The sequence below is a fragment of the Geodermatophilus sp. SYSU D00814 genome (assembly GCF_054050055.1).
The window spans coordinates 1-24339 of the sequence record NZ_JBJGYP010000002.1 but is presented as its reverse complement, the minus strand read 5'-3'; the positions used below and the strand labels follow the sequence as shown (position 1 = coordinate 24339).

Genomic DNA, 24339 nt, shown 5'->3' with positions numbered 1-24339 from the left:
GGGGTAGGGGCCGCCCATGACCGACGACCTGACGATCGACATCGACGGCGACCAGTACGTCCTCCGCCAGAGCACCGAGGGGCTGCAGGTCGGCCGCCGCGTGGGCGGCGAGGTGAGGTGGCTCGACGAGGTCGACCCGGCCCTGCTGCCGGAGGACGCCCGCGCCGCGCTCGCCGAGGGCGACACGGCCAACCCCGCCCTGCAGACGGCGATCGGCGGCATCGTGCAGGCCGAGGTCGAGCGCGGCGGCTGACCCGGGGCGGCAGGGGCCATGCCGGCTGCGCATCACCGTCGGCATTGGCCTCACCCGGCGCGGGCCTGCGACGCTCCGGCACGGCGTCCCCAGTCGCCCCCCTGGGGACGCCACTCCGACGTCCCGGACGGAGGTCGACGGTGCCGACGCGTCCCTACACCGTCGCGGTCGACGACGCCGTCCTCGCCGACCTCCGCGACCGCCTGGCCCGCACGCGGTGGACCGACAGCGTGGCCCCCGGTTGGGACCGGGGCGCCGACGTCGGCTACCTGCAGGACCTCGTGGCGTACTGGCGGGACGGCTACGACTGGCGGGCCGAGGAGAAGGCGCTCAACGACGCCGACCAGCTGTGGGCCGACGTCGACACCCCCGCCGGGCGGTTCGGGCTGCACGTCGTGCGGGGGCGCAGCGCCACCGCCCCGGGCCTGCCGCTGCTCCTGCTCCACGGCTGGCCGATGACCTCGCTGCAGATGCGCAAGATCACCCCGCTGCTGGCCGCCGAGGGCTTCGACGTCGTCGTCCCGTCCCTGCCCGACTACGGGTTCTCCGCGCGGCCCACCGCGCCGGGGGTGAGCAACGGGCCGGTCGCCGAGGCGCTGCACCGGCTGATGACCGAGGAGCTCGGCCACGCCCGCTACGGCGTGCGGGCGAGCGACATCGGCGCCGGGGTCGCCGCGGCGATGGCCATGGCCCACCCCGAGGCGGTCGTCGGGCTGCACGTGAGCGGGAGCAACCCGTGGACCGACCTGGACTCCCTGCCCGCCGACCTCACCGCCGAGGAGCGGCAGATGGTCGACGACGCCCGGGCGTTCCGGGACCGGCACTTCGCCTACGCGCTCCTGCAGGGGACGACGCCGCAGACCCCGGCCGTCGCGCTCAACGACTCCCCCGCGGGCCTGGCCGCCTGGCTGGTGGAGAAGTACCGCGCCTGGAGCGACAACGACGGGTCGGTCGAGGACGCGTTCACCCGTGACGAGATCCTCGCCGAGCTGACCGTCTACTGGGTGACCGGGACGATCGGCTCGTCGATGCGGCTCTACTACGAGAACCTCCACGCGGCCGGCGGCTGGGGCACCATCGACGTCCCCACCGGCTACGCGATGCTCCCGGCGGACTTCTTCCGCACCCCGCGCTCCTGGGTCGAGCGCACCGGCCGGGTCGACTCCTGGACCGAGCTGCCGCGCGGCGGGCACTTCGCCGAGCACGAGGTCCCCGACCTGCTCGCCGCCGACATCCGGGCCTTCTTCGAGCCGCTGCGCTGACCGTGGCGCCGCAGCGGGAGCAGGTCCTGGTCACCAGCCGGGCGCAGTGGCGGGCGTGGCTCGCCGAGCACTCCGCCACCTCCCCCGGCATCTGGCTGGTGACGTGGAAGACGGGCTCCGGGGAGCCGCACGTCGACTACGACGCCGTCGTCGAGGAGGCGCTGGCCTTCGGCTGGGTGGACAGCCGGCCGCGGTCGCTGGACGACCGGCGCAGCCAGCTGCTGCTCACCCCGCGCCGGCCCGGCAGCAACTGGTCGCGGAAGAACAAGGAGCGGGTGGCGCGGCTCACCGACGCCGGGCTCATGGCCGACGCCGGCCTGGCCGCGGTGCGCGCCGCGCAGGCCGACGGCAGCTGGAGCGCGCTCGACGAGGTCGAGGAGCTGGTCGAGCCCGCGGACCTCGCCGCCCGGCTCGACGCGGTCCCCGAGGCGCGCCGGTCCTGGGACGCCTTCCCGCGGAGCACGCGGCGGGCCGTCCTGGAGTGGCTGCTCGCCGCCCGGACCGAGGACACCCGCGACCGCCGGCTCACCGAGACCGTCGAGCGGGCCGCGCGCGGCGAGCGGGCCAACCAGTGGCGGCAGCCGGGCACCGCCCGCTGACCTGCCGGGGGCGTGTCCTCGGGCCCGCGGAGCAGGGACCTCCGACCCGTTCCGGCGACCCGTGACCGTCCTAGCGTCGTCCCCGGACGCCGACCACCCGGCGCCCGGGACGCCCACGTCAGGGAGTCGTCATGACCGTTCCCGTCGACCGGCCGCCCGCCGCGGCCGAGGAACCCCCACCGCCCACCGAGGCGACGAACGCACCCGCCGCCCCGGAGGAGAGCAGCAAGCCCGGCATCGAGGACCGCCGATGGCTGCTGTTCGCCGTCGTGGTGGCGTTCATCGTGCTCGCCTTCACCGGCATGCTCGTGCTCACCGCCCTCGGCGGCGGGTCGAACTACATCCCCTGGGGCGACTGACGCACCGGCCGGTGCGTCAGCCGGCCACCAGCTCCAGGGCCGCCTCGGGCCACCACTGACCGGCCGGGGGCCCGCCACCGCAGGTGCCGTCGGAGTCGCCGGGCTGCTTGACCCACAGCAGCGCGTCGAGCCGGGGGACGTCGGTGGAGGTCGTCGGCGGCTCGCCGAGCGCCCGCCCCGGCGGGTTGCACCAGCGGCCCTCCTCGCTGCCGCTGTCCTCCGGCGGGCCGGCACCGTTGCGGCTGGTGTCGACGACGAAGTGGGCGGGCGGTGCCCCCTCGGGGGCACCGCCCTCCAGCACGCGGGACAGCTCGGTGCCGTACTCCGTGCTGGCCTCGGTCGTCTCGTAGTTGGAGACGTTGAGGGCGAACCCGTCGGCCACGTCGATGCCGCTGCGGCGCAGCGCGTCGGCGAGCGCCGGCAGGTCCTGGACCCAGCTGGCGTTGCCGGCGTCGACGTAGACGCGCGCTCCGGGCTGCCGGTCGAGGATGGCCACCGCCTGGGAGAGGACCTCGTAACGCGCCGCGGGGTCCACGCCCGGACAGCCGACCAGCGCCTGGGGAACGGCGTCGGGCTCCAGCACGACCACGGCGGGGCGGTCGCCGAGGGCCGCGGCGAAGCTGCCGATCCAGGAGAGGTAGGCGTCGGCGTCGGAGGCGCCGCCGCTGGAGTACAGGCCGCAGTCGCGCCCCGGCACGTTGTAGGCCACCAGCACCGGGAGCTCGCCCTCCTCCGCGGCGGCCAGTGACACCTGCTCCACCCTCGGGAACGGGTTCTCCGGCGAGGCGATCCAGACGGCGGTCGGCTGCTCGGCCAGTTCGGTGAGCGCCTCGGCGTCCTCGGTGCGCCCCTCGGCCCGAGCCTGCTCCACCGCGACGGGACCGTGCCCCTCGGGGTCGAGCCACAGCTCCTGCCCCGCGAGCCGGCTGTCGCTCGGGTCCTCGGTCGGCGTCGCCGTCGTGGGCTCGCTGCTCCCGGCCCGGCTCTCCTCGGGGGTGGCGGTGTCCGGCGTCCCGCCACCCCCGCAGGCGACGGTGGAGGCGGCGACGGTGCCCAGCACCGCACCGCGCAGCCACCGCCGACGGCGGGTGGGTGCGGTCATCCGACGTGCACCCAGCGGGCGGGAGAGGGCACACCCTGGTCGTCGAGCACGACCAACATGTACCAGCCCGACGGCGCCAGCCCCTCCTCCTCCGGGACGGTCAGCTCGACGGTCCCGCTCCCGCAGCAGCCGTCCGGGCAGTGCCCGGCCGCGGCGTGCGCCCCGCCGTCCTCGGGACAGCTGCCCGGGGAGACCTCGAGCGCGACGGACCGCTGCTCGGTGTCGGTCTGGTGCGTGACGGCACTCGGCCGCAGCAGCCGGGCCTCGGCCACCTCGGCGCCGTCGGTGGTGACGGCGAAGCTGCTCCCGCGGGTGATCTCCTCCGGGGCGCCGGTGATCTCCGGCCGGTCCCCCGCGAAGAGGTACGGCGGCGAGTAGATCTCGATCCGCGTCTCGAAGGTGCCGCTGCGGGTCTCCTCCGCGTCGGCGAACAGCGGGTCCGAGCCCATCGTCATGACCCGCCCGTCGGGCAGCAGCAGCGCGGTCGCGTGGTAGTTGCGGCCGATGAAGTTCGGCGCCACCTCCCGCAGCGTGCCGGTGGCCGGGTCGTAGAGGGTCGTCAGGTTCAGGTCGCTCTCCTCGTTGCCGCGGTAGTCCACGGAGCCGCCGGTGAGCAGCGTCGTGTCGTCGGGCAGCGTGACCGCGTTGAGGTAGCGGACGGGGCTCGGGTACTCCGGCGCCGGCTCGTAGCGCGGGGCCACCCCGTCGTCGAGGTCGACCACGTTGAACCGGTCGGTCGACTCCGGGCTGTCGCCGACCAGGCCGCCGCCGACGATGCCGACCCGCTGGTCCTGCACCGGGGCGAGGAAGAACGAGGCACTGGTCTCGTTGTACTCCGGGTCCTCGAGGCCGTGGACGTCCTGCCAGGAGTTGTCCGTGACGTCCCAGATGCCGGGCTGGCGCCCGGCCTCGGCGGGGCCGTACCCGGTGTTGGAGCCGCTGTAGAAGACGTGCCGGCCGTCGGCCAGCCGGAACAGCCCCGGGTAGGTCGGGAAGTACCGGAAGAGGTCGGGCTGGTCGGTCCAGGTTCGGGTGGCCGGGTCGTAGATCTCGTTGTCGCCCGGCAGGATCCGGCCGTACTCGTCCAGACCGGAGACGGCCAGGACGCGGCCCCCCTCGAGGCCGATGAGGGTGGGGTACCAGCGGGCCTCGTCCAGCCGGCCGGTCGGCCGGTAGGTCTCGGTGGCGACGTCGAACTCGTAGGAGGCGTCGAGCCCCTGGAAGTTCTGCTTCTGCTTGGTCACGCCGGCGCCGCGGATGGACAGCTCCGCCCGCTGGGCGGCCGGGAGGCCCTGCACCCCGTAGGAGCGCTCCTCCTCGGCGACGTACTCGTCGCCGGTCCCCTCGGCCTCCACCCACACGTCGGCGACGCCGCTCATCGGCGAGCCGTCGGGCATCTGGTGCCAGGCCGGCACCGTGACCTCCTCGGTGGAGGTGTAGGTCAGGCCGCTGGAGGTGAACTCCGTGCCCACGGGCAGGGTGATCGCCTCCTCGTGGTCGTTGGTGATCGTGAGGACGCCGGCGGCCCGGTCGACCTGCTCGTCGAGCCGCTCGTACCGGCGGGTGCCGCCGGCGATGAGGAGGTTGCCGTTGGGCAGGTAGGCGTGCCCGCCGCAGAAGAGGTCCTCGGGGGTGGGGACCTCCTTGGTGTCGCCCGTCACCGGGTCCCAGACGATCGAGCGGAAGGAGCCCGCCTCGAACCGCTCCGCGTTGTTCCCCGAGCCGGCGATGAGCAGCACCTTGCCGGTGGACAGCAGCGCCGCGTGGATCGCCGAGACCCGGTACTCCTCCGGCAGCTCGACGGTCTCCCAGAAGCCGTTCTGCGCCTGGTAGTCCTCCTGGTTGCGCTGGTACTCGTAGTGGAGGCGCTCGGCGACGTCGACCACGACCGGCCCGTTCGCCGCGACGACACCCGTGGCGGCGGCACTGACCAGCGCCGCGTTGCGCAGCCGGCGCAGCGGTCCGGCCACCCGACGGCTCATCGGAGGCTCTCCTGCGGGACGCGCGCGAGCTGCACGGGGGCGACGACGGCGGAGGCGATGGCAGGCGTGTCGGGGATGACGTTGTCCTCGATCCGGTAGGCGGGCGCCGCCTGGCGACGGGCGGCGGTGGTCGTCAGCCAGCAGGCGACGGGGAAGAGACACATGAGGGCGCTGAGCACCGCCCAGGCGTGGACGGCGGGGTGCACGTGGCCCAGCGGCACGGAGGCGACGACCACCCCGACGAACAGGCCGCCCCAGGCCAGGTGACGCCGGAAGACGCCGAGGTGGTCACCGGACACCGCGCCCTTGCGGGTGACGACGAAGCCCGGCTCCTGCCGGAGCACCGCCTGCCGCAGCGCCTGGACGTAGACCGGCGCCGACATCGCCGACATCGCCATCCCGGCCACGCCGGAGGAGCCCTCCTGCTCGTGGGGGCTCACGTTGTGCCGGCGGTTCCAGAAGTAGACGCCGAGGTGGAGCACCGCGGAGTTCACGTAGAGCATCAGCCACAGCTGCGCGGTGACCACCAGGCCACCCACGCCGGTGAGCATGAAGGCACTGAGGTTCAGCGCGCCGAGCACCCAGCTGACCGCCGCGGACGGGTAGTAGGCCAGCAGCATCGTGTAGTGCGCCCGGCCGGCCCACGACAGCTGCCGGAAGTGACGCCGGTACTGCTGCAGGATCGTCTGGTCCGCGCCGCAGGCCCACCGGTGCTGCTGGGTGAAGAAGTCCCGCCAGGTCCCCGGCCCCTCGCCGACGGCCAGGACGTCGGGGGTGTACACCGACTTCCAGCGGGCGCCGGTCTCCGGGTTGCGCGAGGAGTGCCACACCAGACTCGTGGCGGCGTCCTCGGTGATGGAGTCCTGCAGCCCGCCGATGGCGCGCAGGGCCGTGATGCGGACGGCGTTGTTCGTGCCCACGAACATCGCCGAGGCGAGCCGGTTGCCCGCCCGCTGCAGCACGCTGTGGAACATGTACTGCTGCGACTCCGCGCCCTTGGTGACGACGTTGTCGTAGTTGCCGTACACCTGCGGACCGACGACGAAGGCGACGTCGGGGTCGCGGAAGTAGCCGACGAGCCGCTCGACCATGTTCGCGTGGGGCACGTGGTCGGTGTCGACCGAGACCCACAGGTCGTAGTCGTCGCCGTGTGCGTCGAGCCACGCGTTGTAGTTCCCGTGCTTGGTGCGCGCCTTGAAGCCGCCGGTCGGCTGGTTCCAGCGCTCGATCCCCTTGCGGGTGAAGTGCCGGACGCCGAGCTCGGTGCACATCGTCCGGACGGCCGCGTCGTCGCCCTCGTCGAGCAACCAGACGTCGAGCCGACCGTCGTAGTGCATGCGGCAGGCGGCCTCGAGGGTGGCCCGGACCATCTCCAGCGGCTCCTTGCCGGGGACGATCGTGGTGATGAAGGCGACCCGCTGGCCGGCCAGCGGCGTCATGGGGACGGGGTCGCGGGCGTTGAGGGTGGCCAGCGCCAGGGTGATCACGTTGACCATCTGCAGCAGGCCGATCACGGCGACGCTGCCGAGCAGCACGTACGCGAGCACCGAGCGCCAGTCGCCGACGTACTGCGCGTGGTGGGAGGGCAGCAGCAGCCAGACGAGGAAGCCGAGCTCGAAGCCGAAGGCGCCGAGGACCAGCAGCCGCGCGCGGAACCGGGCCCAGCCTCGGGTGATCAGCCGGAACTGGACGCGGCCGTCCGTCGTCGGCTCCTGCAGGGGACCGGCGAGCTCGCTGAAGTCGGCGTAGGGGTAGGTCGCGGCCGGGGTGCGGTCAGCCACACCGGGACGTGACCGGGAGGCTGCCTCCTTCCCGGGAGGCGACCGACGGGGCCGACGGCGCGCGGCAGGGCAGAGCGGTTACGAGCAAGGCGGGACCCATTCGACAGTCGAGCGGAACGGCACGCACGCGGGTGCGCGCCGCCGGTGGACAGGCGAGGACGGAGGACCCGGGGAACGGGGCCGTCCGGGGCTGCCGGCGTCGCGGCAGGCTCCGGCGGTCCGGTCCCGCACCCGCGCGCCGGTGCGCGGGATCGGGGGGAGCCGATCGGGTCCTCTCGGTCAGCACCCGGCCGGGTGCCTGACGCACGGTAAGCACGCGCGCTCGTCGGATGTCGTACCGATCGGGGGAACCTGCACCATGGCGCCGACGACGCGGTGTGTCGGGCACGACTCGCGGGTCCGTGATGACTGTCCGTGACCATCACTGAGGTCACGAGAGTGACTCTCGTCACTTTCCGATACGAGAGAGGCCCCTCAGACCCCTTCCAGCATCGACCACCGGGACCGGGCCGCCGACGGCGGGTGTCGCCTCGTCACTGCTGAGCGGCGAACCGCTCCTCGAGCAGGCGGTTGACCGAGCCCTCCGCCTCGTCGACGGCGGAGGCGTTCTGCGGGCTCGGGCACCGGTCCCACGCGCTGCGCGCGACGCCGAGGGCGATGTAGGCGACCGCGATGTCGAGGTCGAGCCGGTCGATGCTGGTGATGGTCGGACCCATGACGACCTCCTGGCCAACGGTGCCTGTGAGCTGCACGTTAGGACGCAGGTGTGACGGTTCTGATACGTCGGGATCATCGGCAGGTGCCGATCCGTTCCGTCCGGCACTCCCTCCCCCTAGCGTCGGCGCCGACCCACCGGAGGACGACCGAAGGGGACCCCGTGACCGGCTCGACCACCCTCACCCGCGAGCGCGCCGACCTGATCGAGTCGCTGCGGCGGCACCGCGCGTTCCTGCGGTTCACCGTCCGCGACCTGACCGACGAGCAGGCGACGCGGCGGCCGACCGCCAGTGCCCTGAACCTGGCCGGGCTGATCAAGCACGTGGCGGCCACGGAGGCCGGCTGGGTGCGGTTCGCCGAGGGCGGCGCCGAGGCGATGAACCGCAACTGGGGCCCCGACGCCGCGAACCGGCACTGGCACCTCGCGCCCGGGGAGACGCTGGCCGGCGTGCTGGCGCACTACGAGGAGGTCGCCCGGCACACCGACGAGCTCGTCGCCACCGTGCCCGACCTCGACGCCGAGCACGCGCTGCCGGAGGCACCCTGGTTCGAGCCGGGCGCCTGCTGGTCGGTCCGGCGCGTGTTCCTGCACGTGATCGCCGAGACCGCCCAGCACGCCGGCCACGCCGACATCCTGCGGGAGTCGATCGACGGCCAGAAGACGATGGGCTGACCTCCGTTCGGGCACGCGCCCCGATCGAGCAACCCCGCCCCCGAGCGTGTGCGCCGACGCCGCAGACGATGCCGCGGGACCCGGCTCCTGCGCACACGCTCGTCCCCCGAGCCCACGAGGTGCTCGACTCGACCGCGCGCCTGCCGTACTGACCCAGCGTGGGCACGTGACCGAGGACGGGTGAGGACGCGTCGTCCAGGCCCGGACCTGCGACCGACGAGGCGAGAACCTCTGGCGGCTGACGATCCCGTTCCGCAACGTGTTGCTGCGCGACTGCCTCGTCACCGTCCTCGAGGAGGAGTCATGAAGACGACGCGCACGTCCGTGGTCATCGTCGCGGCCGCCGCCGGGCTGGTGGCCGCGACTGGACCCGCGCAGGCCGATCCGCTACCGACGGAGCCCCAGACCATCGAGTTGCCGGGGACCGACACCGATGGCGACGCGGGCTACTGCCCGTTCCCGGTGACCATCGAGTTCTTCAGCGACCAACAGGTCACAGCGACCACGCTGCCCGACGGTGCCACGGCGTTCCGCTTCACCGGCCATGCGGAAGCGATCGTGACCAACGCCGACACGGGCGAGTCGATCACCTACAACGTCAGCGGCCCAGGAACGCAGACCGTCTTCCCCGATGGCTCCTTCGCCATCGACGCAGCCGGCCCGAACCTCTTCTGGACAACCGTGGAGAACACCGAACCCGCCGGAGTACTGCCCCTCGCGTACACCACCGGGCGCGTGCGGTTGACCGTTGACGAGAACGGTCAGACGACCAGCTACCGGCTGAACGGCCGCTCCACGGATGTCTGCGCGGAGTTGGCGGGCTGACGTCGGACGGCGCCGCCGGTGCCCGGGCGGTCGGCGTCGACCCAGCGCTGACAGCGCTAGAGTGCATGCATGGCGACGATCCAGGTCCGCGATGTCCCTGAGGACGTCCACCGGACCTACCGGCGGCGGGCTGCGGAAGCCGGCATGAGCCTGCAGGAGTACCTGCTCGGCGAGTTGGTCGAGGGCGCGCGCGCCCAGACCCCGGCCGAGGTCGTGGCGGAGGTCGAGCAGCACCTGGAGCGGAGTGCCGGTCAGGGCTTCGCTGGGTCGTCCTCGGTCGACGTCGTCCGCGCCGACCGCGACTCCCGGTGAGGGTCCTCGACGCGTCCGTCGTCATCGACGCCATGGCCGTCGCCGGGCCCACCGGAGACCGCGCCCGCCGCCTCGTCCGCGACGAGTCGTGGCTGCACCTGCCGGCGGTGGCGGGAGCGGAGATCACCTCGGCGCTGCGGAGCATGGCTCTCCGCGGCCGGCTGAGCGCCGGGGACGCCCGCATCGCCGCGGTGCGCGCCTCACGGCTGCGCGCGCGGCGCTACCCGTTCGAGCCCTTCCTCGAGCGGGTGTGGGACCTGCGCGAGAACGTGACCGTCTACGACGCCTGGTACGTCGCGCTGGCCGAGACCCTCGGCGCACCGCTGGTCACCGCGGACGATCGGTTGCGCCGCGCCGACGGTCCGCGCTGCGCGGTCCTCAACCCGGAGCAGGCACTCGACCGCTGATCGCCCTCCTCAGCGGTCGACGTAGCGGTCGGTCTCGACGACGAACTGGCCGGTGGCGGTGTTGGCGTCGACGAACTCCGGCAGCAGCGGGATCCGCACCGTCACCGTCGCGCACACGGAGAACTCCTCCCCCGGCGCCAGCGACGGCGCGTAGCTCCCCGCCGCGGCACAGTCGGCGCCGGCCGGGGCGAAGGCCAGCCGCACGTCGGTGGCCTCCACCGACTGGTCGGCCACCGCCAGCTGCGCGGCCCGCTCGGCCCGCGCCAGCCCGGAGGTCGCGTCCGGCGCGGTGGCCAGCGCCCGGCCGGCCTCCCGCGCGGCCGCCGTCGCCGCCAGCACCCCACGCTGCACCGCGGAGAACCCGGCCACCACGTAGACCAGCGGCACGAACACCACCAGCGCGATGAACACGAACTCCACCAGCGCCGACCCGCGCTCGCCCCGGACCTGCCCGAGCCGGGCCCGCAGCCACCTCACGCGGCCTCCTCCACCGCGCGGCCGGTCACGTCCATCGGCAGCAGGTCGCCCAGCCCGGCCAGCAGGGTGGGCACCGCGCCGACGCAGCGCACCGTCACCAGCACCAGCCCGGTCGGGTCGACCTCCTCGGTGGCGGTGCACACCAGCCCCTCGGCGGTGCCGGTCGACGTCGCCTGCGCCACCGTGGTCAGCGCCCGGCCGGTGGCCGCCGACGTCGGCACGTCGGCGTTGGCCGCGTACCGGGCGCCCTCCTGCGCGCCGGCGGTGACCACGTTGCGCACGTGCACGTAGACGGCCACCTGCAGCACCGCCAGCAGCAGCACCACGACCAGCACCGACACCAGCACGAAGTCGACGACCGCACCGCCCCTCTCGGCGGTCAGGTGATGGAACGGCCTCGCTGCAGGGGCCCGCCGCGAGCCTGCGAGCGGTGGGGGGCAGCGAGGTCCTTCACCCACCGTTCGTGACGGAGGCCAGCGCGTTCTGCACCGCCGCCACGATCGCCTCGCGGAACGGCACCAGGATGGCCAGCACCAGGGCCGCCGTCATCACGGTGATCATGACCCAGCCGGGCACGTCGCCCCGCTCGGGGTCGTCGTCCCGCAGCCGTGCGACCAGCGCCGCCGTGAGCGTGAGAAGCCAGGCCAGTGCCCGCATCCGTCGTCCTCCTCCGTTGTGCCGGCGCTCAGCGCGCCAGCGAGACGATGCTGATCAGCCCCGGGAACAGGGCGAACAGGACGGTGACCGGCAGCACCAGGAAGACGACCGGCACCATCATGGCGATCTCCTTCCGGCCGCCGGCCTCGAGCAGCCGGCGTTTGCCGGCCTCCCGGGCGTCGGCGGCCTGGGCGCGCAGCACCTCGGCCAGCGGGGTGCCGCGCTCGATGGCCACGAGCAGGCCGTCGACGAAGCGGGCGAGCGCGTCGACCGAGGTCCGGTCGGCCACCTGCTGCAGCGCCGCCACCAGCGGCACACCCGCGCGGGCGCGGCCCAGCGCGCCGCCCAGCTCCCGGGCGAGCTCGCCGCCGGAGAGCCGGGAGACCCGCGCGATGGCCGCCGTCGGGCTCTCCCCGGCGGTGACGGCCAGCGCCAGCAGCTCGGCCACCACCGGGAACTCCGCCAGCAGCAGCTCCTCCCGACGGCGCACCTGCTGGGTCAGCCACCAGTCGCGGCCGAGCACGCCGCCGAGCAGCCCGCCCAGGCACACCAGCGCGACCGACAGCACGTCGACGCCGCCGGAGACCAGCGACGAGGCGCCGGCCAGCAGCGCTCCGCCGAGCAGCCCGAGGCCGCCCCACACGACCTGCTCGACGCGCAGGTCCTCCACGGTTTGCTCCGCACCGAGGGCGTCGAGCCGGCGCCGGACGGCCGCGCGCCCGCCGAGCACGCGGTCGACGAGGCGGGCGCCGTCGGCGACCAGCGGGCCGAGCACCCGGCGGACGGCGACCAGCAGGCCCGGCTCGGTGGCCGTGCCGAGCAGCCGCGACGGCGGCGGGGTGTCGTGGACGTAGGGCGCGAGCCGGTCGACCAGCCGCACCGAGCGGAACGGCGGCGCGAAGGTGGCCACCAGCAGCAGGCCGGTGGCGGCCGCCAGCCCGAGCAGCATGCCCGCCAGCGAGGCGCTCACTGGAGCACCCGCACTTCCTGCGGCAGCCGCCCGATCCGCATCATGAGCCGGTAGGCCACCAGGCAGACGACGCCGCCGCCGAGCAGGATCGCGCTGCCCAGCGGGGAGTCGTAGGCGGCCAGCGTCGTCGACTGGGTGGCCAGCAGCAGCAGGACCGCCCACGGCGCGCCGACGGCGAGCCGTGCGGCCTGCACCACCCAGCCCTGCCGGGTCTCGAGCTCCGCGCGGGCGCGGGCGTCCTCGCGGAGGAAGCCGGCCAGCGTCCGCAGCACCCGGCCCAGGTCGGAGCCGCCCACCTCGCGGGCGACGCGCAGGGTCTCGACGATGCGGTCGCCGACCGGGTCGGCGAGGTCGGCCTTGAGCCGGTCGAGGCTGTCGCCGAAGCGGCCGCTGGAGCGGTGGTCGGCGGCGAACCGGGCGAACGGCGGGCGCAGCACCTCCGGCCCGCGCACCGCCAGCGCCGCCAGCGCCTCGGGCAGCGACAGCCCGGCACGCACGGCGGAGGCCAGGTTGTCGACGACCTCCGGCCACACCTCCCGCAGATCGGCGCGGCGGCGAGCGGCCAGCCGGCGCACCTGCACGTGCGGCAGCACGAACCCGAAGACGCCGAACGCGACGCTGACGGTGACCGTGCCGGTGGTCAGCAGGACGACGACGGCGGCCAGCAGCCCGAGCAGGGTCTGCAGGGCCACCAGCTGGGCGGGGGTGGTGCCGGTGAGACCGGCCTCGGCCAGCAGTCGCGCCCGGCGGCCGGGCGGGCGCGGACCGGAGGGGCGCTGCGGCGCGCGCGGGCCGCTGCGCCAGACCAGCAGCAGGCCGACGCCGAGCAGCAGCCCGAGGAGGGCACCGGTCACGAGCGGGCCTCCAGCAGCGCGGGCAGGTCGAACCCGGCCGCGGCGAAGCGCTCGGCGTGCGGCGGGAAGCCCTCGGCGCGCACCAGCCGGCCCCCGCGGGTGGTGAAGACGTCGGCCAGCTCCACCACGCCGTCCTCCGCCCGGCCGGGCACCGCCACGACCTCGCGCACCCGCCGCTGCCCGGAGGCCTCGGTGGCCACGTGCACGACGAGGTCGACGCTGGCGGCCACGGTCGGGACGACGAAGGCGTGGCCGATGTTGTCGCCGGCCAGCAGCGGCAGGGTGCACATCTTCACCACGGCCTCGCGGGCGCTGTTGGCGTGCAGCGTGCACATGCCGGGCAGGCCGCTGTTGAGCGCGATGAGCAGGTCCAGGCACTCCTCCTGCCGCACCTCGCCGACGACGATCCGCGAGGGCCGCATCCGCAGCGCCTCCTTGACCAGCCGGCGCAGCGGGATCTCCCCCGCGCCCTCGAGGTTGGGCTGGCGGGTCTGCATCGCCACCACGTCGGGCAGCGGCACCCGCAGCTCGAAGACCTCCTCGCAGGTGATGACCCGCTCGCGCGCGGGGACCGCGGCCACCAGGCAGTTGAGCAGCGTCGTCTTGCCGGCCTGGGTGCCGCCGGAGACCAGCACGTTCAGCCCCGAGGCGACGGCGGCCTCGAGGAACCGGGCGGCCTGGGCGGTCAGGGTGCCGGTGGCGACCAGTTCGTCGAGGGAGTGCGCCTGCAGCACGAACTTGCGGATGTTGACCGCCATGTGCCGGCGGGTGATGTCGGGCAAGATGTCACGGTTAGCATGCACAGGTGTACGCACTGCAACAGCGGCCCTCCGGCTCCTCACCCGGTCCCCTGCGGGCCTCGATCTACTGCCGCATCTCCCTCGACAGCACAGGCGAGGGCCTCGGGGTCGAGCGGCAGGAGCAGGCGTGCCGGGAGCTGTGTGAGCGGCATGGCTGGGAGGTGGCCGCCGTCTTCGTGGACAACGACATGTCCGCATACTCCGGTCGTCGCCGACCGCAGTTCGAGGCACTCCTGGCGTCTGCCCCGGAGTTCATCGTCGTCTGGCACATCGACCGCCTCGTCCGGCGGACCGCGGACCTCGCCCGGGTCATCGACCTCGGATGTGACGTCCACGCCGTCACTGCCGGGCTGATAGATCTCAGCACGCCAAGCGGAAGGCTGAACGCGCGCAACATCGTCAACTTCGCCGAGTACGAGAGCGAGCACAAGGGCGAGCGGCAGCGGGCTGCCGGACGGCAACGCGCCAGCATGGGCAAGGCCTGGTGGGGTTCTCGCCCCTTCGGCTTCGAGAGGGACGGCACTCACCGCGCAGCCGAAGCCGATGCGCTGCGGGAGGCCTACGCCGGAGTGCTCGCTGGCGAGTCGGTCGCCAGGCTGGCTCGCGGCCTCAACGCGGCAGGGCATGTCACGGCCTTCGGCAAGGCCTGGGGACCGGCGTCCCTGCGCCCTGTCCTGCTCAACCCGAGGAACGCAGGATTGCGGGCCTACGACGGCGAGGTCATCGGCCCAGCCTCCTGGCCGGCCATCGTGACCGAGGACGTCTTCCGCGCCGCGTCACGGATTCTCACCAACCCCGCGCGGGGCAAGGGCGGCCAGGGCCCAGCCGCCGCCGCCCTGCTGACCGGCATCGCCACCTGCGGCGTGTGTGGCGGCGAGGTGAAGCAGAACCGCCGCTACCACTGGAAGAACAAGCACCAGTCCTACGCCGTCTATGTCTGCAAGGACCGGTCCTGCGCCTCAGTACCCGTGGAGTACGTCGATGGCCGCGTCTGGCGAGCCGTCACCAAGGCACTGCCCGATCCCGCCTTCCACGCCGCATGGACCGACCAGAGACCGGCCGAGGAAGCCGACATCGCAGCCCTGCAGGACGAGAGCCGCCAGCTACGCCAGAGGCTCACGGACGCAGCCGAGGATTACGCGGCCGGCATCTTCACCAGAGACCAGGCCAGAACGATCACCACGAAGACACGTAGCCGACTAGCAGAGATCGAGGAAGAGCTCACCCGGATCGGCAACACCTACGACCTGTCATCCATGCTCGGAGATGCCGACTACGTTCACGAGCAGATCGAGAACATGACCCAGGACGAACGCCGGGCACTGATCCGAGCCATCGTCGAGCGCGTAAGCCTGCACCCCCGCCCCAAGGGCACGAAGCAGCTGAGTCCCGAGTGCGTGAAGGTCGAGATCCGCCCTGCTGGGTCGATTCACTAGCAGTCGACAGCCATCTGGAACCAGCCTGAGCACCGGAGCAGCGTCGTCCGCCGCCTCTGCACCCGTCGCTCAGCACGGCTCGATAGAGTGGCTCCCTTGCCTCCTCAACAGTGGGTGAGCGCCAAAGGACCGCGCAGTCTGCAGCTCGCCCGGACGACGTCCGTCTCGTCCTGCGTCGGCCAAGGAGTCGCACCCTTCAGCCCCTGGACCTTGAAGGAGCGCTGCGCGCTGCGGCCAAGAGGTGGGCGCAGGGCGCTGAGGAACGGCGGGCTCCCGCCCGCTACTCAGCCCGCGTCGCGGCCGTGATGGTTCCGGTTGCGCAGTCGGCGAGCGGTGACAAGGCGGTTGTTGAGCGTGCTCCTGGGGACGCCCATCGCCTGGGCGAGGACGTTGAGCGGCTCGGTGTGGGTGGCAGCGACGGTCTCGAACAGGTGCAGTAGTGCCTTGTAGTAGGCCTCCACGTTCGGCGCCGAGCGGGGCCCTGCTGGCAGCTGCGCCAGGGCTGCGGCGAGGGTGTCGACGTACTCCCGGTCTGCCTGCTCGCCCCGCATGGCGGCGAACTCCTCGGCCATGTCGCCGAGGTGCCGCTCCAGGCGTCGCATCACGCCAGTCGTCACTCCCCGCCGCAGGACCTCGGGCCTGATGTCCTCACTGGGCCGGATCAGCACCTCACGCGGTCCAGGGACTTCCCCTGGCGGATCGTCGGCGTGCCCCCACCATCGGGCGGCGATCTGCCAGCCGGCTTCGCTCCGGTGGACCTCCACCGACCAGTCCGGCTCGGGCCTGACCGCGGGAAGTGTCGCGGGGGGCTTGCTGGCCCTGCGCGGAGTACCAGGCATGGGCACAGCTTGACCGGACGTCCAGTCAACGCCAAGCAAGCCCACGCGATGAACCGCCACCCGGGGGACCTGAGGGCAAGACAACGCGGCATGTGGTGACCCAGCTCACGTACGACCGGAGTTGTCAGGGTCGACCTTGTCAGGCGTAGTCTTATGTTGCTCCCCGGGCCGACGGTGGCAGTCCACCGGCCCCGGACCAGTACGAGACAAGGGGGAATCGTGGGCCTCTCGCACCGGACACTGCCGGCACGCGCACTCGCGCCAGATCGCCAGGGCGCCAGACGAGGGGCTCCCGGCTTGCACCTCAGCGACGAGGCACCGAAGGCATCACCCCCCGTCCGGGCAGCGCCGCACGGACGCGCCGCCTCGGGGCGGCTCGGGGACCGGCGGCCACCCCGGTGAGCGAGCTGTCCCACGCTGAGCGGATCGGGAGCAAGGCGGCCGTAGCGCAGACGACCATCAAGCTGCTCGGTGAAACGCTTGGTCATGACCTGCTGAACAACCGGGCGATTCTGCCCGTTCAGGCGGACAAGAAGCCTGCCGCAGGCATCCGGGAGTTCAACAACGGCGTTGACCTGAATCAGCTCATCGGGACGTGGGCGGGTCTGGCAATCATCAACGGCGAACGGTCCGGCGTCGTCGTGGTGGACATCGACAAGCCTGACCTGACCCCGCCGGTGCCCTTCAACGTGACGACCGAGAAAGGCGGGCACATCTGGCTCCCCTGGCAGGGAGAACGCCGGCAGCGCAGCTCCGTCACAGGGGTGGACATCCTGGGCACTGGCGGCTACGCCATCTTCACCGGCCCGGGCAAGAAGTTCATCTCCTCAGCCTTCACTGACCCGGCAACAGTCTGGAGCTGGCTGTCATCTCTGTCAGGACAGACTTTGAAGGCCCCTGCCCCAAGGACTCGTACTTGCACTTCTACTAGCGCCTGTACTTGTACGTCTACTTCTACCTTGAAGATAGTGGGCACAGGGAATGTCGCCAGAGCTTGTACCCAGGGAGTATTGCCAGAGAGTGAGAACAGAGAGTGTGTGTACTACGGGGAGAAGCTGGCAGCACTGGGCTTCGACCTGAGAGTGGACACGATCACCAAGACCTACGCCGCGCAGATGCGGAACACGCCCGAGGGCTCTCGCAACAAGCTGTGCCACCGCTACGCCCTGGAGGTCTACCGGTGCGGTGGTGACCTGGAAGCCCTGGCGGAGGCAGCCATCGACAGCGGTCTGAAACCCCCGGAAGTGCGGGCCACCATTGCCCAGGCCAAGGCCGACATCGACTTCGACTACCGCCCCGAGACCGAGGTGTACGAGCGGGTGCAGGTCTGGCTGGGGGCACACAAGGACGTCTTCTCCGGGGTGATGCTGGACATCGCCAACGAGCTGGCCTTTGAGGCCATCGTCACCAACAGCACCCGGCCGCTCGTGAGTCAGATGAGGGCAGCGAGGAACATCGGCCACGACCGGTCCTACGTGGGACGGGTCCTGAAGATCATGCAGACCAGGCACAAGGCGGTGCGAGTCCACCAGAATTCAGGGACGTGGAGCAGTGGGAAGTCCCACTGCAACAACTACGAGCTGACGATCGATGGAAAGGAAATCTGAGCTCCCCGGAGAACCAAGAGCCACCTGATCCGAAAGTCATGACCTCGGCACGTCGACCCCGGCCTACCGCCTCCTGAACAAGAGCCTTCCTGGAGATCTCGGATTCAGCCACCCCTTCAGAGGGGCTCATAAACGCCCTCAGAGCTCATCTGAGCCGGTCAAGGGCATTTCCCAACCTCCTACTCCCCCAGCCAGTCAGCTGCGCTTACAGGGCAAGTGAACAGGTCGACTCTCGTCGGCGTACTGCCCAGCGTTCGCCTCGCTGGGCTACGACCTGACCACCAGGGACAGGGCCTGGCCGGGGACATGCCTGAAGCCGGATGAATGACCACGCCTGACCAGAAGCGTGGGTGGAGGGGCGGTCGTCACGCGGCGGGGGGGTCCTGCCCCAGACCTCCGCCATCGTCTGCACCTGATCCCGTCATAGCCACCCCTGCAGCCCTTGCCCATAGGCACGAAAGGACCGACGTGCCCGGGACCGGATCCAAACCCATGAACCAGACCGGAAGGAGCACAGCCGCCAGTGACCACGACGACCGCGCAGGAACGGGAACGGGGCTGGCAGTGCCTGTACTGCGGTACACCACTGCCGGAGACCGCCGGCGTACGGCGCCGCTACTGCAACCGGGCCTGCGACGACGCCCACGACCGGGACAAGCGCAAGCAGGAACGACCAGTGCACTCCTGTCAGCGCTGCGGGCAGGCCATGCCCGGCAGGCGGCCACAAGCCAAGTGGTGCAGCGACTTGTGCCGGGAGCGAGCGCGCCGGGATCGCGACCGGGACAAGCGCAACGGCGCCGCGCGGGAACGCGCACGAGCGAAACGGGACAGGGAGTACGACGCCCGCTCGGAACTCTGGGCGGTGTGCTGGCGATGCGGCGACCTGTTCCTCCTCAGGCGCCAGGACACCCACTGCCAGCGCCCCGAGTGCCGCCAAGCCAGAAAGGCCCTGGCGACCCGGCTGCATGTCGGCGCGCAGCGGGTCCGCGAAGCGGGCTTCGGAGCGGCGGTTGAGACGTTCACGCTCCAGGACGTCTACGAGCGCGACAACGGCCACTGCTACCTCTGCGGGCTCCCCACCATCGGTGACCTCGACGACGGCGGGCAACCGGCCAGCGCCACGCTCGACCATGTGGTCCCGATCCAGCAGGGCGGCGCCCACACGCTGGACAACGTGCGCCTGGCCCACCTCTACTGCAACGCGGTCAAGGGCTCCCGGTCCGCTGAGGAAGCTCGTGCCGCGCTGGCCGGGCGCGAGCCGGTGGTGGCGCCCGAGCAACCGGTTGCCTCCGTCGTCCCGCTCGTCCCGCTCGTCCCGCTGGCCTACTGGCTGGCCAGCCGACTGCAGGAGGTGCCGCGCGAGAGGCCCGGCGGTCGTCCCCTGATCACCGCGATACCGGCCGAGCCAGCCGATCCAGACCTAGACGAGTAGGCCACAGGCCTTCGTGCGGGCCCCGGCCGCACGAAGGTGAGGCCCGGCTTCTACCACGGTTTCGAGGTTGATCGACTTTGGCACCGTGGCGGAGTCTCGGCTGCTGAGCACGGGCGATCTACGTCACAGCCTCGCAGGGGTCATACCCCCATCCCACAGCCCTGAGAGCAGCCAAGACGCCACGCCCGGGACTGGAATTGTCGGTGACTGCAGTTGTCCTACGGGCCGTGGACGCCTGGCTCCGGGCCTTCCGGTACCTGAACCTGGCAATCCGCCGCCGCTGCCTTCCCCTCAGCCGTCTCTGCGCCAGTCACCGCACGGCCGACACGCTGGGGCTCCTGCCCTCCCCCGACACAGTCATCGAGCTCCAGCACCTGCAGAGCACTGCGCAGCCGAAGACACCCTGGCATCCCGGGATGCCCCGGTGAGGCAGTAGCCCCAACCCTCCTACCCTTCTCCTCCCAAGCCCCCAGGAGCCATGCATGCCCCCGCTCGATCCCTCCCCTGCGACTCCCCGCCCCGTGACCCACGAGGTTGTCGAGATCTGCGCCGGCGCCGGAGGCCAGGCCATCGGACTGGAGCGCGCCGGCTTCGGCCACGCCCTGGCCATCGAGCTCGACGGCTACGCCTGCCAGACATTGCGCCAGAATCGCCCCGAGTGGAAGGTCCTGGAAGGCGACGTCGCCGACCGCGGCCTCTGGACCCCCGCCGACTACAAAGGTGTGTCCCTGCTCGCCGGTGGCGTGCCCTGCCCTCCGTTCTCCATCGCCGGCAAGCAGCTGGGTGCCAGCGACGAGCGCGATCTCTTCGCCTGGGCCGTCGAGCTCTGCGCCACCGAGATCAAGCCCCGGGTCCTGATGCTCGAAAACGTCCGCGGCCTGTCGATGCCCCGGTTCGCCGCCTACCGCCAGCACGTGCTGGACCGGCTGGCCTCGGCCGGCTACGTCGGTGACTGGCGGCTCCTGCAGGCCTCCGACTTCGGCGTTGCACAGCTGCGTCCGCGCTTCGTCCTTGTTGCTCTGCAGGAGGACGACGCTCCCTACTTCTCATGGCCGGAGAAGACGACGTCGTCTCACATGACCGTTGGTGAGACCTTGCGTGACCACATGGGAGCCAACGGCTGGCCGTACGTCGACGACTGGGTCAAGCTGGCCAACGACATCGCCCCCACCCTCGTTGGTGGCAGCAAGAAGCACGGTGGCGCCGACCTCGGCCCCACCCGGGCCAAGAGAGCCTGGCGAGAGCTCGGCGTTGACGCACTCGGGGTTGCCGACGAGGCACCGGGTCCAGACAGCCCGCATCCGGACGTGAAGCTCCCCAAGCTCACCGTGCCGATGGTCGCCCGGCTTCAGGGCTTCGACGAGGCATGGGGCTGGCGGCTAGCCGGCCGCAAGACCGCCCAGTACCGCCAGGTGGGCAATGCCTTTCCGCCACCCGTTGCGGAGGGTGTAGCGAGCGCGATCATGCGGGCGCTCAAGCATGACGGCCAACCTCATGACATGCCGGAACTGGCAGGCGCCACCATGCACGACCCCGTGTACCGCCTGCTGAAGGAAGCAGACGGCTCCCTCACTGCGGCGGCCATCCTGAGGAAGCTCCCGGTGACCTATGACCCCATCCAGCTCGAACGGCGCATCGCCCACCTCAGCAAGGACTTCGCCATCGACATTGAGGACACCAAGTCCGGTCCCGCCTACAAGCTTGGGGCGTTCAAGGCGTTCACCGGGCAGGACGACCACGAACGGCACGAGGCGTTCGCCGATAGATCAGTGCGCGCACGCATCAGCTAATGCGAAAGCAAGCTCACGTCGAACCCCGAGACGTAGATGTCGGCGCCCATCGCTGAATGAGATGGTCGGCCCAGCCGATGCCGGTGAAGAGCACGAACGCGATGCCCTCGAGGACGTCCCGGTCGGAGGTCCGTGGCCGGCCGGTGCGGCCGTGCACGGCCGGCTTGCGTGGCGGGATCAGCGGCTCGACCAGCGCCCACAGCTCGTCACTGATCAGCCGCGGCGGCGGGGCAGACGCCGACGACGACATGTGCCACAGCCTGTGCCGATGCCTCGGGGGCGGACAGAGCCGAGGACCCACTTCCGCAACGTCTCCGGTCAGTACATCTAGGGGACCGTTCCTGTACCCCCGCCGTTGATGATCTTTAGTAGAGCGTTCGCTCATCCACGACGTTGGGCTCGACGAGAGGGCGGCCGCCGGGCTCGTGGATCCACTGTGGTGGCGTCCGCTCCTTGAGCGAACGCTCGGGAGGCCTGCCGAACATCCCGGAGACCCGGTCTGCGGACGACCGTCCCTTCCAGTAGTCGCTGTGCCCGAACGGCCTCATGTCGAACTTGTGCGTGTCCAGCCATCGCCTCTCGGGACCACCCAGCAACCCGACGGCCCTCGGGAAGAACGGCCGTGCCACCTGGTCCACCCGGAACGTCTGCCCCGCGGGGAAAGTGCGGGCGAGCACCCAATCGTCAGCGGAGTGAAGGATAATCTCGGTCGGGTATCCCGAGATTCCTCCCACACGGGCGAACGGTTGCATCGGTTCACACTCGGCCTCGGGCACCGCGCCGGCCATGAGCACGATGCCGAGCACCTGCGGGACCTTCGGATCCGTCACGCCGGCCGCGACCTCCTGTTGCCGGACGCGTCGAAGCCGGTCGGTGGCCGCCAGGACGACCCGGGACCCCAGGGAGTGGGCGACGAAAACGACCTCTCGCGTCACGCCACCGGACGCGGCGAAGCGGATGAGGACGTCGGCGAGGACCTCGCCTGCTCTGGTGGCGCGTCCGATCTGGTAAGGGTAGCTCGCTTGCGAGATACCCCGCAGGGGCAGGTCACCGGGCCAGTAGACCAGGAAGACGTCACCGAGCCAGGCGTTGGGGATCTCCAGCATCTCGCCGAGGTGGTCGAGCATGCTCCGGTAGCTCGCCGTCGCGGTCCTCTCGCTGTTCGCGTAGCCGTGGACGAAGAGCACGAGGCGCCGATGGAGCTCCGGGCGTCCCAAGACCCCGTGCTCATCACCCCCGGGCACAATCCCCACCTCGGCGGCGGACCGCATGCGCAGACCGCCCCATCGGCGCACGTTGATGCTGCCGACGGCCCGCCCGCGCACCGACGCGGGGCGCCCGGGAGGCCGAAGGAAGAGCGCCATCCTCATCGCCGCCAGCGCTCGACGACCGCAGCGGCATCCCGCGCCAGCCAGGCGAAGGCCGAACCAGGACCAGCGCAGAGGAGCCACACCAAGACCCGGGCACTCCCACGGGTCCCCGCCGCCTTGACCGCGAGGATCCCGAGGATCCCGCAGACGCCGGTCGCGCTGCCACGGACAAACCAGCGCCACCGGTGTCCGACGATCACCTGGACCCCGTCGATGCTCCGCTGCATCCGCTCGTGCACGACCGCCTGCGCCGCGACCAGTTCGTCGCCGGTCGGAGGCGTGGGACGGAGCAGCATCTCGAGTTCGTCCTCGTCGCGTTCATCGGGGGGCAAGGCCGTCCCGGCGAAGCAGCGGAGCAACTCGACGTAGCGCTGCGGCGTGGCGAGCGCCACCTGCAGGGCTGCCGCGATCTGCCCCATAAGCTGCTCCAGCGGGAGATCGAAGAAGTACCGGGGATCCCTCCGGGGGTGGGCGACGAAGCGTCCACCGCGGCTGAGCCTCCGTCGTTCCTCCGCCAGCTCCTCCTCCGTGGGCCAGACGTTCCCCAGCGCGCTCTCCAGCTGTCTCCACGGATCCCCGCGCCGGCCCTCCTCACCGGGTGGCGCACCCGCTGGGCCGGCCACAGGCCTGGCCTGCCGCTCCGCCGTCTCCCGCAGGTACTCGCGCAGCTCGTACTCGTGGTAACGACCCCGCACGCCCGTGAGACGCTTGACCACCTCGACCAGGGACGCCGCGAGAACACCCGTCCCCGCGGCGATGGTGACGGCTGCCGCGAGCAGGTCGGCGGCGCTCGACGGACCGGGTCGGCGCAGCCTGCGGGTCCTGATCGGTCGGATCCTGAGGCGGAGCACCACGGCGCTCAACGCGGCGTAGGCGGCGATGAGTGCCCAGCGGCCGTAACGGCCGCCGAACTCGAAGATCCTGCGCATCGAGCCTCCTCGTACGGCGACCCCGCGGTCGACAGGCGCTGTCCGTGTTCACCTCACCGGACACGGGGATGACGCGCGCTCCTCGACACGGGACCGACCACCGTCCACCGGATGGGCTCAGGCTCGCAGGCGGCCGTCACCGTTGCGTCACCGAGGCACCACCGCGTCCAGCTACACTTGGTCCGCGTCCGCTTGAGACCTGGGAGCCACCACCGGGGTGACGTCCCGCCCGGTGGCGCAAAAAGGCGTTGCATGAGTTCGTCGGGAGTCGTCGGGCGCAGATGAGGGTGACGGCCAGGCGGGCCAGCGCGGTGATGCCGCGGCGGCGCAGATACCAGCGACCCGCGGATTGTCATAGCCCTAGATGAGTAAGTCCGAACCCGATCAGTGGTCGTAGGCGATCAGGGATCGGGTGATCGGCTGTCCGGTGGCGCGGTTGTGCCAGATCGCGGCGGTCAGCGCCAGCAGCCGCTGAGCGACGCGAGTGGCCACCCCGGTCAGGCTGCGACCGCCGTGTAGTTCCAGGTCGAGCTGGCCTTTGAGGGTGTCGTAGACCGATTCGATCAGCTGCCGGATCGGCGCGAGCAGCGCCTGTCCGGGCCGAGGCGTGCGGTTGCGGTAGGAGGGCCGCAGCAGGTCCGCGCCGCGCCGGTGGAGGTAGTCGTCGAGCTCGGCGGAGACATAGCCCTTGTCAGCGATCAGCAGCAGTCCCGGCCGGGCGGCGAGCAGGTCGGCGTCGGCGTCGAGCACGCAGAGGAGCACTTGGCGCTCGTCGATCTTCTGAAGTGACCCCCGTCAGGCGGACGCCTCGTTCTGTGTCGTGAGCATCTTCTCGAAGTCGGCCGGGCTGAGGTTGTCCAGCCGGCTGTGCCGGCGCCGTGGGTTGTAGAAGCCCTCGATGTAGCT

26 protein-coding genes and 1 pseudogene are annotated in these 24339 nt (G+C 71.7%); 12 read left to right on the top strand and 15 right to left on the bottom strand.

Annotated elements, in window-relative coordinates; genetic code table 11:
- The first annotated feature begins 16 nt into the window (after positions 1 to 16).
- From ACI780_RS01675 to ACI780_RS01660, 4 genes are all read left to right on the top strand, one after another.
- Complete coding sequence (locus ACI780_RS01675; RefSeq protein ID WP_456869718.1) at positions 17 to 253, top strand: hypothetical protein; 237 nt, start codon at positions 17 to 19, stop codon at positions 251 to 253.
- 140 nt (positions 254 to 393) lie between these two features.
- Positions 394 to 1515, top strand: coding sequence for an epoxide hydrolase family protein (locus ACI780_RS01670; protein WP_457000527.1), 1122 nt, complete (start codon positions 394 to 396; stop codon positions 1513 to 1515).
- Positions 1516 to 1517: 2 nt separating this feature from the next.
- Positions 1518 to 2114, top strand: coding sequence for a YdeI/OmpD-associated family protein (locus ACI780_RS01665; RefSeq protein WP_456869716.1), 597 nt, complete (start codon positions 1518 to 1520; stop codon positions 2112 to 2114).
- Positions 2115 to 2245: 131 nt separating this feature from the next.
- Positions 2246 to 2473 carry a hypothetical protein gene (locus ACI780_RS01660; protein ID WP_456869715.1) on the top strand — a complete coding sequence of 76 codons (228 nt, stop codon included), beginning with the start codon at positions 2246 to 2248 and terminating at the stop codon, positions 2471 to 2473.
- 16 nt (positions 2474 to 2489) lie between these two features.
- Here the strand turns inward: ACI780_RS01660 and ACI780_RS01655 are convergent, their stop codons facing one another.
- From ACI780_RS01655 to ACI780_RS01640, 4 genes are all read right to left on the bottom strand, one after another.
- Positions 2490 to 3575 carry a glycoside hydrolase family 6 protein gene (locus ACI780_RS01655; RefSeq protein WP_457000526.1) on the bottom strand — a complete coding sequence of 362 codons (1086 nt, stop codon included), beginning with the start codon at positions 3573 to 3575 and terminating at the stop codon, positions 2490 to 2492.
- Positions 3572 to 5557 (bottom strand): galactose oxidase-like domain-containing protein, encoded by a 1986-nt coding sequence (locus ACI780_RS01650; RefSeq protein ID WP_457000525.1) that lies wholly within the window; start codon positions 5555 to 5557, stop codon positions 3572 to 3574. The genes ACI780_RS01655 and ACI780_RS01650 overlap by 4 nt, the downstream gene beginning before the upstream one ends.
- Positions 5554 to 7338, bottom strand: coding sequence for a glycosyltransferase family 2 protein (locus tag ACI780_RS01645; RefSeq protein WP_457000524.1), 1785 nt, complete (start codon positions 7336 to 7338; stop codon positions 5554 to 5556). The genes ACI780_RS01650 and ACI780_RS01645 overlap by 4 nt, the downstream gene beginning before the upstream one ends.
- A gap of 533 nt (positions 7339 to 7871) precedes the next feature.
- Complete coding sequence (locus ACI780_RS01640) at positions 7872 to 8054, bottom strand: hypothetical protein (protein WP_456869711.1); 183 nt, start codon at positions 8052 to 8054, stop codon at positions 7872 to 7874.
- A gap of 161 nt (positions 8055 to 8215) precedes the next feature.
- Between ACI780_RS01640 and ACI780_RS01635 the strand changes: the two genes are divergently transcribed.
- From ACI780_RS01635 to ACI780_RS01620, 4 genes are all read left to right on the top strand, one after another.
- Positions 8216 to 8728 (top strand): DinB family protein, encoded by a 513-nt coding sequence (locus ACI780_RS01635; RefSeq protein WP_456869710.1) that lies wholly within the window; start codon positions 8216 to 8218, stop codon positions 8726 to 8728.
- A 303-nt stretch (positions 8729 to 9031) separates the two neighbouring features.
- On the top strand, positions 9032 to 9553 hold the full coding sequence (locus ACI780_RS01630) for a hypothetical protein (RefSeq protein WP_457000523.1): 522 nt from the start codon (positions 9032 to 9034) through the stop codon (positions 9551 to 9553).
- 69 nt (positions 9554 to 9622) lie between these two features.
- A complete protein-coding gene (locus ACI780_RS01625) occupies positions 9623 to 9865 on the top strand; it encodes a FitA-like ribbon-helix-helix domain-containing protein (protein ID WP_457000522.1) in 243 nt (80 codons plus the stop codon).
- The gene (locus ACI780_RS01620) at positions 9862 to 10272 is read left to right on the top strand and encodes a type II toxin-antitoxin system VapC family toxin (protein ID WP_457000521.1); all 411 of its coding nucleotides are present in this window, start codon (positions 9862 to 9864) and stop codon (positions 10270 to 10272) included. The genes ACI780_RS01625 and ACI780_RS01620 overlap by 4 nt, the downstream gene beginning before the upstream one ends.
- A gap of 9 nt (positions 10273 to 10281) precedes the next feature.
- Here the strand turns inward: ACI780_RS01620 and ACI780_RS01615 are convergent, their stop codons facing one another.
- The 6 genes from ACI780_RS01615 to ACI780_RS01590 form a co-directional block, all read right to left on the bottom strand.
- A complete protein-coding gene (locus ACI780_RS01615) occupies positions 10282 to 10749 on the bottom strand; it encodes a hypothetical protein (RefSeq protein WP_457000520.1) in 468 nt (155 codons plus the stop codon).
- Positions 10746 to 11132, bottom strand: coding sequence for a TadE/TadG family type IV pilus assembly protein (locus ACI780_RS01610; protein ID WP_457000664.1), 387 nt, complete (start codon positions 11130 to 11132; stop codon positions 10746 to 10748). The genes ACI780_RS01615 and ACI780_RS01610 overlap by 4 nt, the downstream gene beginning before the upstream one ends.
- Positions 11133 to 11199: 67 nt before the next feature.
- The gene (locus tag ACI780_RS01605; protein ID WP_457000519.1) at positions 11200 to 11406 is read right to left on the bottom strand and encodes a hypothetical protein; all 207 of its coding nucleotides are present in this window, start codon (positions 11404 to 11406) and stop codon (positions 11200 to 11202) included.
- Between the two features lie 28 nt (positions 11407 to 11434).
- Positions 11435 to 12376 (bottom strand): type II secretion system F family protein, encoded by a 942-nt coding sequence (locus ACI780_RS01600; protein WP_457000518.1) that lies wholly within the window; start codon positions 12374 to 12376, stop codon positions 11435 to 11437.
- Positions 12373 to 13230: a type II secretion system F family protein gene (locus ACI780_RS01595; RefSeq protein ID WP_457000517.1), complete on the bottom strand. Its 858-nt coding sequence runs from the start codon at positions 13228 to 13230 to the stop codon at positions 12373 to 12375. Before ACI780_RS01595 ends, ACI780_RS01600 begins: the two co-directional genes overlap by 4 nt.
- On the bottom strand, positions 13227 to 14012 hold the full coding sequence (locus tag ACI780_RS01590; protein WP_457000516.1) for a CpaF family protein: 786 nt from the start codon (positions 14010 to 14012) through the stop codon (positions 13227 to 13229). The genes ACI780_RS01595 and ACI780_RS01590 overlap by 4 nt, the downstream gene beginning before the upstream one ends.
- Positions 14013 to 14035: 23 nt before the next feature.
- Here ACI780_RS01590 and ACI780_RS01585 point away from each other — a divergent pair, with 23 nt between their 5' ends.
- Complete coding sequence (locus ACI780_RS01585) at positions 14036 to 15466, top strand: recombinase family protein (RefSeq protein WP_457000515.1); 1431 nt, start codon at positions 14036 to 14038, stop codon at positions 15464 to 15466.
- A 284-nt stretch (positions 15467 to 15750) separates the two neighbouring features.
- Here the strand turns inward: ACI780_RS01585 and ACI780_RS01580 are convergent, their stop codons facing one another.
- Complete coding sequence (locus ACI780_RS01580) at positions 15751 to 16071, bottom strand: hypothetical protein (RefSeq protein WP_457000514.1); 321 nt, start codon at positions 16069 to 16071, stop codon at positions 15751 to 15753.
- A 632-nt stretch (positions 16072 to 16703) separates the two neighbouring features.
- Here ACI780_RS01580 and ACI780_RS01575 point away from each other — a divergent pair.
- The 3 genes from ACI780_RS01575 to ACI780_RS01565 all read left to right on the top strand — a co-directional run bounded on the left by ACI780_RS01575 (position 16704) and on the right by ACI780_RS01565 (position 21134).
- The gene (locus ACI780_RS01575; RefSeq protein WP_457000513.1) at positions 16704 to 17912 is read left to right on the top strand and encodes a hypothetical protein; all 1209 of its coding nucleotides are present in this window, start codon (positions 16704 to 16706) and stop codon (positions 17910 to 17912) included.
- A gap of 523 nt (positions 17913 to 18435) precedes the next feature.
- On the top strand, positions 18436 to 19344 hold the full coding sequence (locus ACI780_RS01570; RefSeq protein ID WP_457000512.1) for an HNH endonuclease: 909 nt from the start codon (positions 18436 to 18438) through the stop codon (positions 19342 to 19344).
- 521 nt (positions 19345 to 19865) lie between these two features.
- Positions 19866 to 21134: a DNA cytosine methyltransferase gene (locus ACI780_RS01565; protein ID WP_457000511.1), complete on the top strand. Its 1269-nt coding sequence runs from the start codon at positions 19866 to 19868 to the stop codon at positions 21132 to 21134.
- A gap of 13 nt (positions 21135 to 21147) precedes the next feature.
- Here ACI780_RS01565 and ACI780_RS01560 read toward each other — a convergent pair whose 3' ends face one another.
- From ACI780_RS01560 to ACI780_RS01545, 4 genes and pseudogenes are all read right to left on the bottom strand, one after another.
- The gene (locus ACI780_RS01560; protein WP_457000510.1) at positions 21148 to 21384 is read right to left on the bottom strand and encodes a transposase; all 237 of its coding nucleotides are present in this window, start codon (positions 21382 to 21384) and stop codon (positions 21148 to 21150) included.
- Between the two features lie 115 nt (positions 21385 to 21499).
- Complete coding sequence (locus tag ACI780_RS01555) at positions 21500 to 22321, bottom strand: hypothetical protein (RefSeq protein WP_457000509.1); 822 nt, start codon at positions 22319 to 22321, stop codon at positions 21500 to 21502.
- Positions 22322 to 22500: 179 nt separating this feature from the next.
- A complete protein-coding gene (locus ACI780_RS01550) occupies positions 22501 to 23433 on the bottom strand; it encodes a hypothetical protein (protein WP_457000508.1) in 933 nt (310 codons plus the stop codon).
- A gap of 384 nt (positions 23434 to 23817) precedes the next feature.
- Positions 23818 to 24213: pseudogene (locus tag ACI780_RS01545) on the bottom strand (IS982 family transposase); the annotation flags it as partial.
- Positions 24214 to 24339 lie beyond the last annotated feature (126 nt).